This window comes from Aquimarina sp. MAR_2010_214, from assembly GCF_002846555.1.
Taxonomy (GTDB): domain Bacteria; phylum Bacteroidota; class Bacteroidia; order Flavobacteriales; family Flavobacteriaceae; genus Aquimarina.
Map to the genome: position 1 here is coordinate 3,795,139 of NZ_PJMS01000001.1, position 15,592 is coordinate 3,810,730.

The 15,592-nt window shown below is 31.8% G+C and carries 11 protein-coding genes; 5 read left to right on the top strand and 6 right to left on the bottom strand.

The genetic code is table 11. The annotated features are described in order from the left end of the window. Positions 1-2 precede the first annotated feature (2 nt). On the bottom strand, positions 3-857 hold the full coding sequence (rlmF, locus tag ATE84_RS16310; RefSeq protein ID WP_101448977.1) for a 23S rRNA (adenine(1618)-N(6))-methyltransferase RlmF: 855 nt from the start codon (positions 855-857) through the stop codon (positions 3-5). An 18-nt stretch (positions 858-875) separates the two neighbouring features. Next, positions 876-1,442 carry a Crp/Fnr family transcriptional regulator gene (locus tag ATE84_RS16315; protein ID WP_101448978.1) on the bottom strand — a complete coding sequence of 189 codons (567 nt, stop codon included), beginning with the start codon at positions 1,440-1,442 and terminating at the stop codon, positions 876-878. Positions 1,443-1,541: 99 nt separating this feature from the next. On the opposite strand from ATE84_RS16315, the gene ATE84_RS16320 reads away from it, so the two are divergent. Next, complete coding sequence (locus tag ATE84_RS16320; protein WP_369828527.1) at positions 1,542-2,123, top strand: HD family hydrolase; 582 nt, start codon at positions 1,542-1,544, stop codon at positions 2,121-2,123. After that, positions 2,116-3,282 (top strand): MFS transporter, encoded by a 1,167-nt coding sequence (locus ATE84_RS16325; protein WP_101448980.1) that lies wholly within the window; start codon positions 2,116-2,118, stop codon positions 3,280-3,282. Before ATE84_RS16320 ends, ATE84_RS16325 begins: the two co-directional genes overlap by 8 nt. A 4-nt stretch (positions 3,283-3,286) precedes the next feature. On the opposite strand, the gene ATE84_RS16330 is transcribed toward ATE84_RS16325, so the two are convergent. Continuing rightward, on the bottom strand, positions 3,287-3,985 hold the full coding sequence (locus tag ATE84_RS16330; RefSeq protein ID WP_101448981.1) for a LytTR family DNA-binding domain-containing protein: 699 nt from the start codon (positions 3,983-3,985) through the stop codon (positions 3,287-3,289). Positions 3,986-3,989: 4 nt separating this feature from the next. Further along, positions 3,990-5,669 (bottom strand): histidine kinase, encoded by a 1,680-nt coding sequence (locus tag ATE84_RS16335; RefSeq protein ID WP_101448982.1) that lies wholly within the window; start codon positions 5,667-5,669, stop codon positions 3,990-3,992. A gap of 238 nt (positions 5,670-5,907) precedes the next feature. On the opposite strand from ATE84_RS16335, the gene ATE84_RS16340 reads away from it, so the two are divergent. Further along, positions 5,908-8,307, top strand: a complete 2,400-nt coding sequence (locus ATE84_RS16340; RefSeq protein ID WP_101448983.1) for a TonB-dependent receptor domain-containing protein — start codon at positions 5,908-5,910, stop codon at positions 8,305-8,307. A gap of 280 nt (positions 8,308-8,587) precedes the next feature. Here the strand turns inward: ATE84_RS16340 and ATE84_RS16350 are convergent, their stop codons facing one another. Further along, positions 8,588-9,289: a LytTR family DNA-binding domain-containing protein gene (locus ATE84_RS16350; protein ID WP_101448984.1), complete on the bottom strand. Its 702-nt coding sequence runs from the start codon at positions 9,287-9,289 to the stop codon at positions 8,588-8,590. Then, complete coding sequence (locus ATE84_RS16355; protein ID WP_233195828.1) at positions 9,286-10,404, bottom strand: sensor histidine kinase; 1,119 nt, start codon at positions 10,402-10,404, stop codon at positions 9,286-9,288. Before ATE84_RS16355 ends, ATE84_RS16350 begins: the two co-directional genes overlap by 4 nt. A gap of 261 nt (positions 10,405-10,665) precedes the next feature. Here ATE84_RS16355 and ATE84_RS16360 point away from each other — a divergent pair, with 261 nt between their 5' ends. Further along, complete coding sequence (locus tag ATE84_RS16360) at positions 10,666-11,559, top strand: ABC transporter ATP-binding protein (protein ID WP_101448985.1); 894 nt, start codon at positions 10,666-10,668, stop codon at positions 11,557-11,559. 50 nt (positions 11,560-11,609) lie between these two features. Then, the gene (locus tag ATE84_RS16365) at positions 11,610-15,239 is read left to right on the top strand and encodes a M1 family aminopeptidase (RefSeq protein ID WP_101448986.1); all 3,630 of its coding nucleotides are present in this window, start codon (positions 11,610-11,612) and stop codon (positions 15,237-15,239) included. Positions 15,240-15,592: the final 353 nt, after the last annotated feature.

Here is a 15,592-nt window from a genome sequence, read left to right on the forward strand (position 1 = left end):
GTCTAAAATTTCCAAGTTATAAAGCGGCTTTTTTTATTACCCTGTTCCATAGTAATGGTAGTATGCGTTGCCTTCATTTTATTTAATTGTTTCTCTAATTTTGGAAGGTTTTCTTTTTTAGAAACAAGACTTGTAAAAAAACCTACTTGTTTAGCAAAAGGAACGCTTTGTTTTATCATTCGTTTTAGGAATAGCGCTTCACCGCCATTACACCAAAGCTCATTGGCTTGACCTCCAAAATTAAGTTCGATATGTTCTGAAATTCCTAAATTCTTTAGCTTCTTTAGTGTTCCTTTAGAAGCTTCTTCTTGTGAGGCATGAAATGGAGGATTACACATCGTAAAATCAAAGTACTCTTCATCTTTTATAATCCCTTCGAATATATTGGCATTGTTAGTCTGATGTCTTATTTCAATGGCATCACTCAAATGTTTATTTATTTTAATATTGTTTTTTGCAGATACCACCGCTTTTTTTTCAATATCTGATCCAACCATACGCCAATCATATACTTGTGACCCTAAAATAGGGTAAATACAATTAGCACCCATACCAATATCTAAACCTTTTATTTTGGTAGTAACTCCTTCTTTTAATAACACATCAGCCAAATGATGTATATAATCTACTCTCCCGGGGATAGGAGGACAGAGATAGCCTTCAGGTATATTCCAATCCTTTAATCCATAATGATGCTTTAAAATAGCTTTATTCAACTCCAAAACTGCTTTTTGGTTAGAGAAATCTATTGTACTCTTTCCATATGCATTGATAAAGACAAAAGTTTCTAATACTTCATGTGTATTTATTAATGCCGTAAAATCATATGGTCTATTATGAATATTATTGAGATGCACGCTTACTTAATTTATGTGTTATTTTTTATCATTTAATTTCATCAATACCCTGTTTAAACTTCTTAACGTAATTCCCATATAATTAGCGATGTCTTTTTTTGAAATTACCTCGGTAAACTCAGGAAAATCCTTTTTAAGCTTTAAAATATTATCTTCTATGGTATATGATTGTTGGTAAGAATGTCTTGGAGCTTTATAAGCTATTTTAACTGCCATGGATTTCATTACCAATCTATTAAATCTTTTGTCTTGCTCTAACAAGTAATTGAAATTAGCATATGAAATTTTATAAACCTCTAGTCTTGTAATAGCTTCAATACTACAAAAGCTTAATTTACCAGTAAAGACTTCTAATTCTCCGAATTTCATTCCTTTGCCCAAGAACTCCTGAATAAAATCTTTTCCATTTTCATCAGACAAATAACACTTTGTGATGCCTTCTTTAATAATAAAAACAGAAGTGTATCTTTTGTCTTGTTCTATTATTTTTTGTTGCGGTAGAAATCTTTCTTCAATAAAATAGTTAATATCCAACCGACAAAGAATATCAATATAATCTAATAATTCCTGATCGGTTCTTACCATTTTTCTTGTGTTCGGACATTTGTCCTTTTTATTTAATTCTACAAACTATTTCTTTGAACTCAGTAAAATTATAGAATAAAAAGGGATTAAATATTGCAAATGGAAAGATTATTAAAGCAGGTAGAGTTTATTAAAGAAATCGATAAAATTAAATACATACGGCGTCAAACTAAATTATTTAATAGCAATAGACGAGAAAATGATGCAGAGCATAGTTGGCATTTGGCTATGATGGCACTTGTTTTGGCAGAACATTCTAATGCATCTATTGATATTCTTAAAGTTTTAAAAATGGTATTGATTCATGATATTGTTGAAATAGATACAGGAGATATTTTTATTTATGATACTGTAAAAAACCATGTAAATACCGAAGAAGAGCTAAAATCAGCTAAGCGAATATTTGGAATACTCCCAAAGGAACAATCAAACGAACTAATAGAAATTTGGTTAGAGTTTGAAGAAGGAAAAACTAATGAGGCAAAATTTGCCAAAGCATTGGATAGATTTGAGCCCACTCTTCAAAATCACTCTAATAATGGAGGGACATGGCATGATTTTGATGTTGAATATCAAAAAGTACACGAAAAAACAAAGACTATAAATAAAGGATCTAATAGCTTGTGGCAGTATTCTGAAACATTAATTAACACATATTACAAAGTAGTATTAAATGATTAATCAGAAGCATTCTATCTATACAATTAATTTTGCATTGATTTGTTTGAGTTCTCTATTCTTTTCAGCAAGTTATAATATGTTAATCCCAGAATTACCTGCATATTTAAGTAATCTTGGCGGGGCAGAATATAAGGGGTTAATTATTTCTTTATTCACCCTTACAGCGGGTTTCTCAAGGCCTTTTAGCGGTAAAATTACAGATACAGTAGGGCGCAAGCCAGTAATGATTATTGGTATAATTGTATGTATAGTATGTGGTTTATTATACCCTGTGTTAACTACTATTTCTGGTTTTCTCTTTTTAAGACTATTACATGGTTTCTCTACAGGTTTCAGTCCGACAGCAATTTCTGCATATATTGCAGATATTGTGCCCAAAGAACGTTGGGGAGAAGCATTTGGTATACAAGGTTTATGTTTTGGTACTGGTTTGGCCCTAGGGCCTGCTCTAGGTAGTTTTATCAAAATGTATTATTCTTTTGATGTACTATTCTATAGTTCTTCATTAATTGCTTTTATATCTGTAGCCTTACTTATTAATACAAAAGAAACTCTTAAAAACCCTCAGCACTTTAATCAATCTATTCTTAAGATTTCTAAAAATGATATCATTGCCATAGAGGTTTTACCATCAGCAATTGTAACTTTTTTGTGCTATATCGCTTTTGGAGTTATTTTAACCTTAATTCCAGATTGGAGTGATCATTTGGGAATCATTAATAAAGGAACATTTTTTATAGTTTTTACGATTGCTTCTTTATGTATTCGATTTATGACTAGAAGATTATCAGATAATTACGGTCGGAAAATTATTATTATTATAAGCCTTATCATTTTGTTTTTGGCACTCATCCTCATCGGTTTCCTGGATACGGCTAATGGATTGTTTATTGCAGCTGTTTTCTATGGTTTAGCAATGGGAGTACTATCTCCTACATTAAACGCCTGGACTGTAGATATGAGCGATCCAAATCAAAGAGGGAAAGCAATGGCTACTATGTACATTGCACTAGAAGCTGGCATTGGTTTGGGAGCTTTCTTTTCTGGGTGGTATTATCAAGATGTAATTTCTAAAATCCCATTGATTATGTATACGTGTGCATTTATGGTTTTTATAGCATTTATGTATATGATATATAAACTTAGAGAGAAATCGTAAAGTACTAAAGCCATTTTGCTTTTATATCTTTATATTTCGTTCTTCCGATGGGAATAAGCTCTCCATTCTTTAATTCTGCAATATACTTACTACCTGATTTCACAATAATTTCTTTTATCTCAGATATTTTTACCAGATATGATTTATGAATACGTTCAAAAGTTTCTGGTAGTAATTGTTCTAGTTTTTCGAGAGATTTATCATGTAATTCTTTTTTTTCATTAGTAAGAAATAGTTCTGTATAAGCGCCTGCACCTTTTATAAAAAGTATATCCTCAATCGAGATCAGTTGTATTCTACCTTTTTTCTTAACGGCTAATAGTTTGATCTTATGAGTTTCTGTTTTTTCTTTAGACAACACTCTGTTAAAGGCTTGCTCTAATCTATCCTTACTAAAAGGCTTAGGGACAAAGTCTAACACTCCGTACTCAAAAGCGGATATTGCTTGTTCGCTATTTGCAGAAATGATGACAGTATGAAATGATTCTGAGACCGCTGTACCGAGGATATCGAAACCACTTTCCCCATTAAGATTTAGATCTAGAAGTACGATATCCAATGAATTATTTTTAATAAATTCTAGTGCTTCCGGTAATGCCTCTACGCGATGTAATGAATGTAATGTATTTGTAAAGAATTCTCTGGTCATTCTTTCAATTCTCTTAGCAATTCTGGCTTCATCTTCAACTATTAAGATATTCATAAGGCTAGTTATCTATTTTTATACTGTTTTTCCAACCATTTGGAGTAGCTTCTGAAGAAAAATTCCATTTAGAAGCATAGCTTTCAGTTAGTCTTGCCTTTATATATTTAATTCCTGTGCCTTCTATTATCTTTTTTTCTAGATCTCTCACTTTGGCAATTGTTAAAAATGTATAGGTTTTATAAGTATCACCGGTTTCAAAAATTAATTTGAATGTTATGCTATTGTTGTCATTAGGAAGACCATGGGTTATTCCATTTTCTAATAAGGTATGCAGTATTGCCGGAGGGATTTTTTGATTAGGATCTATATTTTCTTCTTCCCAATGATATTTTATTTCTTTTCGATATTCCATAATATTAAGATGCGTACGGCATAATTCTATTTCCTGACCAATAGGAATTAAGGTGTGATTATCTATTTGGTTAAAAAGTTTAAATTCTTGAGCCAGTGCTTCTATAAAAGCAACGCCTTTTTGTGGAGACTCTTCGACCCAATCTATCAATGAAGTTAGGGTATTCATCAAAAAATGAGGTTGAATATTCTTTTTAAGTAATTCTAGTCGAAGACGGGTAGACTGTACCAAAGATTCTTCATAAGCAAGTCGTTGCTCTTTTGTTCTCACAGAGAGGATATAAAACATGCCTAGAAGGATAATACCAAAACCTGCAAAAAGGCTGATGTCGTAATAAGTTATAGCATTTATAAGAGCACAGGATAATAATGCTAATAGTACTATAATAGCTCCTTTGGTTTTTTTATAAACCCCAAAAAGAATAATCCCAAAAGAAAAAATCCACATGGTTATTGCCATATTATAGGCAGTAAAATCATAACTATAATGATTGATTAAAAAAACAAATACTAATACTCCTATATATGTTATTAGTATAGCTTTCCTTTTAGGAAAAGGAAATTGCAATGAAAAATATAAAGGAACCAAAATGGCGATACAAAATGTTAACCCTCCTATAATCTCTAGTCTAATATGATGCTGGCTATAATGAATAGGGACATAAAATTTAACGTACTCCATCATAATCAGAGCAAAAAACAAAAAACAACTAGTACTAAAGATTAAGATAGGATATCCTTTTTTTTCACTTAGAAAAAGGAAAAAGAAGTAAAGAGAAGCAATCAGGAAAGCACCAGCAAAAATATGCATAAATGCTGTGTTAATAAGTTGTGATCGTACCAAATGATCATAATCATCAACATGTATATAAAGTTTTCTCCAGTGATTGGGAAAATAATATAAGCTAGTTTTTAATGCTAATACATGTGATCCTTTTGTTGCTAGAGTATCGGGGATATTAAAAGTGGCCCACAATTCACCAGACGGTTCATGAGTAGCTTCTTGCCCTGGATTTCCATTTTCACCAATGAGTACGCCATCCCAGAAGACATCATATTCTCCAAAAGTATTTATAAAAACTCCATACCGTTGAAATAATTCGGGGGCTTTTGTGATTTCAACTTCGGTTCTTGACCAAAAGACTTCTCCTCCTGTTACGTTTACCTGATTTTTCCAATGTTGATGATCCCAATCTTTAGTTGCCCATTGTGATTGATCACCGTGCATATATACAGAATCATGTGTCTTGTAATACCTAGACCTGGAACAAGAACTCACTAGTATAACAGTGATTAAAATAAGAAAGCGATATAATAATCTAAAATTCATGCATCATTAAATAGTATGAAGTAAAATTAACTTAAAAACAGGACTTCTTAGAGTCGTTCACTCATATATAGAGCAGTTGGTGAAAAATACCTTGAAAAGATACTGACTAAAACCGAGTTTTACTCTCATCAATTAAAAATCGACAGTATGTGATATGCCATAATCTATTAGATTATAATGAAAATCTAAATGAAAAATGGCAATTCCATCTGATAACTAAAAACAAGTAAATATACAGATGAAACAAAATTTAAAAGCCTTAATAGTAGTGTGGTTTTCAATAACCTGTACTATAGCACAACAATCAAAAACCGGAAATGCAGAAGTTACCGGAAAAGTAATAGAGAATATTACAAACGAAGCTTTACCATTTGCATCAGTAGTTTTAAAAGATGCAACACAGCAATTAGTTGAAGGAGTAATTACTAATGAGGAAGGAGTGTATATTATTATGGATATTCCTGTCGGAAAGTATAACTTAGAAGTAACATATACTGGGTTTCAGGCACACTCAGAACCATTAGAGGTCAACGAGTCTCGTCAAAAAATAAATCTAAAACCTATCCTGTTATTAGAAGAAACTGTTTCACTTGATGAAGTAAAGATTACTACCGAGGTATCACAAGTTTCTTTACGTTTAGACAAAAAGGTATTTAAAGTAGGTAAAGATATATTATCACAAAGCGGTTCGGTTACAGATGTATTAGGTAATGTACCATCGGTTGCAGTAGATCCATCAGGAACGGTACAATTAAGAGGTAATGCCAATGTTACTATTTTAATTAATGGTAGACGTTCTGGCTTAACATCTGCCCAGGCATTAGAACAAATTCCATCTGATAATGTAGATCGGGTAGAGGTAATCACTACTCCTTCTGCAAGATATGACGCTTCAGGATCTGCAGGGATCATTAATATTATTCTTAAGAAGAATACCAAAGGAGGACTAACAGGGCAATTAAGAGGAGTTGTAGGAACTCCGGATGATTATAGATTATACGGGAGTTTTAGTTATAAGGCAGAAAAATTCAACTTTTTTGCTAATGCAGGAATACGATATACAGATTATGAAGGAGAATATACTAAACAACAAATGTCTACCAGAAATAATACCACTGTACATTTAGACCAACGTGAAGATCAGGACAGACATGATGATGGGAAACTAATTTATGTTGGTGCAGACTATTATCTTAATAAAAATAATGCTATCACAGCAGCGTTTTATAGAAACCAGACAGAAGATACTGATGAAACAATGCTTTCTTATGGATATACTTCTACTACTACGGCTATTGATAGCATATTAACAACTTTAGGAAATTCTAAAGAAAAAAGGTCTTATAACCAGCTTGAAATGAATTATACCAAAACTTTTGCAAAAGAAGGGCGTAAATTGACTTTCGATTTGCAATATGATTTTTGGGATAGTACAAAAAAGTGGGGTGTACGCACTCAAAAAATAACGCCTACAATTACTCCAATATCAAATTTAAGAACAAAATCTACAAACAAGAATAATGATATTGTTTTACAATCTGATTTTGTGACTCCTTTTGGAGAAAATACAAAACTGGAAATCGGAGCTAAGTTTGAAAATAGGCATGTAACCGATGGGTTTATTGCCGAAGAGTTTGTAAATGATAACTATCAACTGTTAGATAACCTGGATAATGAGATTAAATATGACGAACGAATTATTGGAGGATATGTTCAATACGGAAGTAAGATAGGTAAGTTTAGTTATTTACTTGGGTTACGAATTGAAGATACTAATATCAACATCAAAGATGAGGAAGGTACTTTTAATAACACTAATACCTTTACGAATCTATTTCCTACGTTAAACTTAGGGTATGCTATTGGTGAAAAAACAAATTTTCAAGTAAGTTATAGCAAAAGAATAAACAGACCTTCATTATGGCAATTAAATCCATTTTCTGAACTTGAAGATTTTAACTCCCGGTTTTTTGGTAATCCAACATTGAAATCTGCATTTACCGATGTTGTAGAGGTATCACTTTTACAAAAAGGAACAAAATTCACAATAAATCCAAGTATATATTATTCCTATACTACAGATGATACCCAGTGGTATACTACTCAGAATGATGATGGTGTTTTTGTAAGTACAATTATCAATTTAGATTTAGAAGAACGATATGGTTTTGAACTTTCAGCTTCTTATAATCCACTAAAATGGCTTAGTTTTAATGGAGATTTTAACGCCTATCGTTTTGACCAGGAAGGTACCGCCGGGACACAAGAACTAGATTTCTCTGATGAAACATGGCAAACTTCTTTAAGTACTAGATTAAAGCTTAAACATGGTATTTCAATTCAAAGTAGGTTTAATTACCAGGGAGAAAGAGGTAATGCTCAATACAAAAGAAAATCAATTTCATATTTGAACTTAGGAGCCAGTAAAAAGTTATTTAAAAATAAGGCGAATCTGATATTTAATGTTAGTAATGTTTTTGATAGTCGTAAAACTCGAGAAGAGATAACGGGTACAGATTTTTTTGTAAACCAAGTAAGAAGTCGTAATGGTGCAAGATGGTCATTGAGTTTTGTATACAAATTTAATGGGAAATCAGACCACAAAACCAGACGAGTACAACGAAGTAATAGAAACTAGTCGAGTGTAGATAAAAATAATGAATACTGACAAATGAAGGGAAGAAGAAAGATGGAACATGGTCAAAACCAATTGGCCATGGAAATACAGTAAATTCTGACTTTGATGAAAAAAGCCCGAGTATCACTCTGGATAATAAATTTTTATTTTTTATCAGATATAACGAAGAAGGTGGACTCTATCAAATGTGTATTGGGTAAGTACAGAAGTTATTCATAAAGTAAGACCAGTAGATTTTTAAGAAGTAATAGAAATTAATTTATTTCCTAAAACGCGAATATTACTTCAATAACTGGATAATATTTGTTTTATAGATTTTCCCGATAGGGATAATATGATCTCCGATACCTATTCTGTTTCCTTCAATACTTTTAATATGTTTTGTCGCCACTGCAAATGATTTATGAACCTGTAAAAAGTAATCTTTTGGAAGTAATTCTAAGAGGTCAGATATTTTCTCCCTAACCGTTATGGTTTCTGTTGTTGTAATTACTTTAGCATAATTTCCTGCCGCTTCGATATATTGGATAGTATCGATAACTACTTGGATATATTTTTTGTTACTGTGAAGAAAAATAGTTTTTGCCGTAGTGCTATCTCCAACTACTTTAGTTGGGAGCTGCACTGCAGGTGATGAACTTACTGCCTTGTTTATTGCTTTTAGAAAACGTTCGAACCCAAAAGGCTTTAAGAGATAATCAGCAATATTAAGTTCATAACCTTCTAGAGCATGTTCTTTATAAGCTGTAGTTACAATAACTATAGGAGGAGAAGGTAACGTTTTTAAGAACTCAAAACCTTTTAATTTTGGCATATTGAGATCCAGAAAAATTAAATCTACCTTGTGTTTATTTAAATATTCAAATGCTTCTAATGCATCATAGCAATTCTTCATCAATTTCATATTGGGTAATAAATCGCAATACCCTTTAATAATATCATGAGCTATATGTTCATCATCAATAATTAAGTATTTGATCATAATTGATTTAATATTAGTTGCGCTTTATAAACATCTTCAGTAATGGTATAAGATAACGAATGCTTATTAGGATACACCAGTTCAAGTCTTCGCTCCAGATTATTTAAACCAATTCCAGGCTGTTCTGTGTTTTCTGAAGGATCAAAATTATTTTCAACTTCAAAATGTATTTCATTTTCTCTGGCAATCATATCAACATGAACATAAGCATTCTCTCTTAAATTTTCTACACCGTGCTTGAAAGCATTCTCTAAAAGTATAATAAAAAGCAAAGGCATTACCTTATATCCTTCATTTTCAATTTGAAGATTAAAATTTATGGATATAGCTTTATGATAGCGCATCTTATGCAGCTCAATATAATTTTTTAGGTAGGCCACCTCTTCCTCTAGTGTAACTACATCTTTCTGTCCATCATATATACTATATCGCATCATATCAGAAAGCTTAAGAATCAACTCTTTTGCTTTCTTTGAATCTTTATCTACCCAACCGTATAAATTATTAAGCATATTAAAAAAGAAATGAGGATTTACCTGGCTTTTTAAATGCAATAATTCGGTTTTTGCTTTTTCATTTTTTAAAGTTAAAATTGATTTTATTTGTTTGAAAATCCAATGAACTATTAAAAAAAAAATCAACGGAAAATAAATAAAAACGATAATAATCAATGCGTCATTATTCTCATATTCTTCTAATAGTATCAAAGTCCTTCCTCCGCCTATTACAAAAGACCAAAAGATTAGTTTTTGTATCACTGATTTGGAAATAGTGGGGACTCCTTTTTTCTTGAGGTAGTAATTCCAGATAAGCACAGCACTAAAGATTAAAATATAAATAAACAATAAGACAAAAACAGAAGTAAACTCAGGATGATTTGGATAAGATTCTAATATTCCGATAAAACATAGTAACCCCGTTAAAGTCGTGGTTATTCTAATTTCCTTTTTTGACCATAGTCGAGAGGAATTTCTTTGTTTTTTTCTGTTGAAGAACCAGAAAAATAGTAAATATCCAATACTACTAACTGCCAAAAAAACAAATAAGGTACCTGTAAATTCGATACCCGAAGCCATACAAATCACCCCACCAAACCATAAAAAAATGGATATCATCAGAGAGATTATCACTCGCTTATATTTTTCAAATAGTAACATCATATACCCAAAACTAGGGTAATAAAATGGTACAGCCAAAGAAGTTGATAAACATACGCTATACAGGTCTTAACTTCTAGAAAAGTGTGATGAAGTTACTTGATACTCACCAAAAGCCTTTGTATACCTTACTACACCAAACTTGTCACATTTATCATAATATCATCCGGCTTGACTATTATGTTTGATCAAAATAATTCAATCAAAAAACGAACAATTATGGAATTAGTCATTAAAAACTTAACAAAGACATATAAAAACGGAGTGAAGGCCATTAACAATCTAAGTCTTGAAATTGGAACAGGAATGTTTGGATTATTAGGGCCTAATGGTGCCGGAAAATCTACATTGATGCGGACTATTGCTACGCTACAAGAAGCGGATGAAGGTACAATCACTTTTGGAGATCTGGATGTATTAACTCAAAAAAATGAAGTAAGAAAAATTTTGGGATACTTACCACAAGAATTTGGTGTATACCCTAAAGTATCTGCAGAAGTATTACTGAATCATTTGGCTGTACTTAAAGGATTGACACATACAAAAGAAAGAAAAGAAGTTGTTAAGGCACTTTTACATAAAACAAATTTATATGAACATAGAAAGAAGAATATGGGAGGGTATTCTGGCGGAATGAAGCAACGTTTTGGTATAGCACAAGCATTACTTTCTAATCCAAAACTCATTATCGTAGATGAACCTACTGCAGGTCTCGATCCTGCAGAAAGAAACCGGTTTTATAATCTACTAAGCGAACTGGGTGAAAATACCGTAGTCATTCTCTCTACTCATATTGTTGATGATGTTAAAGAGTTATGTACTAATATGGCCATTGTTAATCGGGGAGAAGTACTTCTGAAAGGAAATCCGGTTAAAGCTATCGAGCAATTGAAGGATAAGGTGTATAAAAAGACAATTGATAAAAATGAATTAGATAACTACAAACAACATCATGTCGTAATTGCCGAGAAATTTCTACTGGGTAAACCTGTTATTCATATTCTTAGTGAAAACAATCCGGGAGATGGATTTATACCGATTCAGGCAGATTTAGAAGATGTGTATTTCTCACAAATTTTTGGTAGAGATCAACATCAGAATGCATTGTCATAAATATAGACAGATCTAATATTTTCATTTCAATTTAATCTCAACTTAATCTTATGTGGTACGAAATACTAAAATTCGAAATTAAGTACAGAGCCAAACGCCCTGATACCTATATATACTTTGCAATTGTATTTTTATTTTCTATAGTAGCGGCAGATATTCTCATGGATAGAAACTCTGGTGCCTTGGGAACAAATTCTCCTCAGGATATAGCAAGAATAATGGCAATTGTCTCTTCTTTCTTTACTATGATTACTTCTATGATCATGGGAGTAGCTGCTTTAAGAGATTTTGATCATAATATGGAATCTCTAATGTTTATAAATCCCATCAAAAAAAGGGATTATTTAATTGGACGTTTTATAGGATCATTCATCATATTACTTTTTATTTTCTGTGGCCTGCTTTTTGGACTTATGCTAGGTGAATTTATGCCGTGGCGTGATGCAGACGTCATGTTACCTTTCAATTTCTGGCATTATCTACAACCTTTCCTGTATCTGGTTATACCCAATATATTTTTTTGTGGGGCAGTTTTCTATGTAGGAGGTGCTTTAAGCCGAAAATTAATGGTTGTATACATTCAAGGTGTGTTTTTACTAATGGCATATATAGTAACTCTTACATTATTAAAGAACCAGGATAATCGTTTTTTTGCTGCTCTTTTAGACCCATTTTCTTTTCAAACTATTAGCGTATTAACTCAATTCTGGACCAAAGCAGAACGAGGTATATTAATGCTTCCTATAGAAGGAGTGCTACTATACAACAGGTTGTTGTGGATAGGAACAGGGATAATTACGTTGATGATAGGGTATTATAAGTTTAATTTCAATTTGATTAGAGGTAAAGCCTCAAAAAAGAAACTAATAGCTGTTTCTGAAGAAGAAAACAAATCTACTGTACACCATTTGGATAATCAAGTTCCAAAGGCTAATTTATACTTTGACATTAAAGCTACTATTTTTCAATTCTGGAAGCACGTCTTATTTAATTTCAAATCAATTCTTAAAGAAACTTCATTCTGGGCCATTGTTCTTTGTGGGATGAGTATCATATTTATCAACTCTATTAGTTTAGATACCTCTTATGGTGTTAATAGTTATCCTGCTACATATATAATAGTAGAAGAGCTTCAGGAAATGTCTATATATTTCTTCTTAATGATTCTTTTGTTTTATTCTGGCGAACTTGTGTGGAAAGAAAGAGATACAAAATTGAATGGTATCTATGATGCCATACCCATGTCTGATTTCATCAATTTGGCAGGTAAGTTTATTGGACTTATGTTTATATATATAGTATTAATGTTAGCTTTAATATTGGCAGGAGTGATTTTCCAAACATTAAGTGGGTATTACCACTATGAATTGGATGTATATTTCTATGGTTTTTTTATTGAAATCTTTCCATTTCTTATCCTTTTAACATTTATCTCCTTTTTTTTCCAGGTTATGACTAATCATAAGTTCTTAGGACACATTATGGTTGTAATCTTTTTCTTTGTGGCGTTTATTTTGCTGGAAGTATTAGAGTTAGATCATGGATTATACACTTTTGGTGGTGGGGATTTAGGAACATATTCAGATATGAATGGTTATGGGCATTTTTTATGGCCATACATAAGTTTCAAAATATATTGGATTTTGTTTTCTATTATTCTATTTATTATTACCACCATATTTTCTGTAAGAGGTACAGAAACACATATAAAAAAGCGTTGGAAACTAAGTAAACAACGATTGACCAAGCCTTTGATAAAACTAGGTGCTGTTACTATCTTAATCTTTATAGTATTAGGGAGTTATATTTTTTACAATACCAACATTCTTAATGAATATTCATTTCCGAAGGAAGAGAGTATGTATAGAGTAAATTATGAGAAAAAACTCAAAAACTTTGAGTATTTGCCACAACCAAAAATTGTAGATGTAAATCTAAAAGTTGATCTTTTTCCATATGATAGAGATTATTCGGTTGAAGGATATTATATGCTAAGGAATACGCATAACACTACTATTAATGAAGTTCATATTCAAAAATTACCAAATTCTCAGGTAGCAATTGAATACATCAAATTTGAAAAAGGAGCTACGATAAATAATGATAATGAAGAGTATAGTTACTACATCTATAGACTAAATAAATCTCTGAAACCAGGAGATTCTATTAAAATGAAGTTTAAGCAAACATTTACTACAAAAGGTTTTGTCGAAAAATCAAATACTAAGATTGTTTATAATGGAACATTTATCGATAATTTCCATTTTCCGACAATAGGATATAATAGAAATCACGAATTACGGGATGATAAAGATCGTGAAGAGTATGGTCTGAAACCTAGAAATAGAAGACCCAAAATTGATGATCCACAAGCTATCAAAGAAGGTAGATCTAAAGGAGATGGAGAAGAAATCAATTTTGAAATGATTATTGGAACTGATGAAAGTCAAATCGCTATTGCTCCAGGTTATTTACAAAAGAAGTGGAAAGAAGAAGGTCGTAACTATTTTCATTATAAGATGGATAAACCCATGTCTAATTTCTACTCTATTGTTTCGGCAAAGTATGAAGTATTAAAAGATCAATGGATACCTACATGTGATAGCTTGGGTAATCCTGTTGATTTAGAAATTTACTACCACAAAGGACATGATTATAATCTTGACAGAATGATGAAAGGAATGAAAATGTCTTTTGATTATTTTAGTACCCATTTTGGGCCTTATCAATACAAGCAAATGCGAATATTAGAATTTCCTCGCTACCAGACTTTTGCTCAATCTTTTCCAAATACAGTACCTTTTTCTGAAGGTATAGGGTTTTTGATGGATATTGATGATGAACATGATGTAGATATGGCTTTTTATGTAACGGCTCACGAGCTGGCACACCAATGGTGGGGGCACCAGGTAAATCCTGCCTCTGTACAGGGAAGAGGAATGATTTCTGAAGCTTTGGCTCAGTATTCTGCTATTATGGTGCTGAAAGAAGCTTATCCAGAAGAAAAAGTAAGGCAATTTATTCAAACAGAAATGAATCGCTATCTAACAGGAAGAGCAGGAGAACAGACAGAAGAAATGCCATTGTCATTAGTAGAATCCGGGCAAAAATATATACATTATGGCAAAGGACTAGTGAACCTTTATGCCTTACAGGACTATATAGGAGAAAGGATGGTTAACCTTGCTTTAAAACGATTTATCAGAGACTGGAATAGTTATGATGGCCTGTTAAAGACAAAGACAGATAGATATCCAACTACAATAGATTTATTGAGTTATTTTAGGGAAGTTACACCAGATCACTTACAGTATATTATTGCTGATTTATTCGAAACTGTGATATTATATGAAAACAAGACAACCGAAGCTGTATATGAAAAACTTTCAGAAAATACATTTAAGGTAAATCTAACATTAGATGTTACAAAATACCGTATTGATAGTGCAGGAGTAGAAAAATCAGTACCTGTACAGGATTGGATTGATATTGGCGTATATGGAGAAGGACCTGATGGAGGAGAAGAGTTAATTTATTTAGAGAAACACAAAATTACCGATCAGGTAATGCAATTAGAAATTATTGTGGATCAAAAACCGATCAAAGCAGGTATTGACCCGCTGAATAAACTAATCGATAGAAAAATTGAAAATAATCAGCAAACACTTCTCATAAAATAATAGGAGTTATATTTCTGTTAAAGTAAAATTAAATATGGGATATCGTTTACAATCCTCACAATCAATAGATGTGGGGATTGTTTTTTTAATGCCACTTCAATGCATAGCGTCATGACGTGAGCCCATAAATACCCGTCAATAGGTATTTTAGTATGGTTTTAGATACATACTTTTATACATCTAAAATTAGGGGGATTCACCTCTTTTTTTGAATGTATATTTTTACTAATTTTAAATACTTCAATCGTCTCACAAATATTACCCCGATTTTTATTAATAGTAATTATGCATTTATATCCGTTTAATCATAAACCTGTTTATGTATTAACCAGATACGTGGATTCCTATTATAG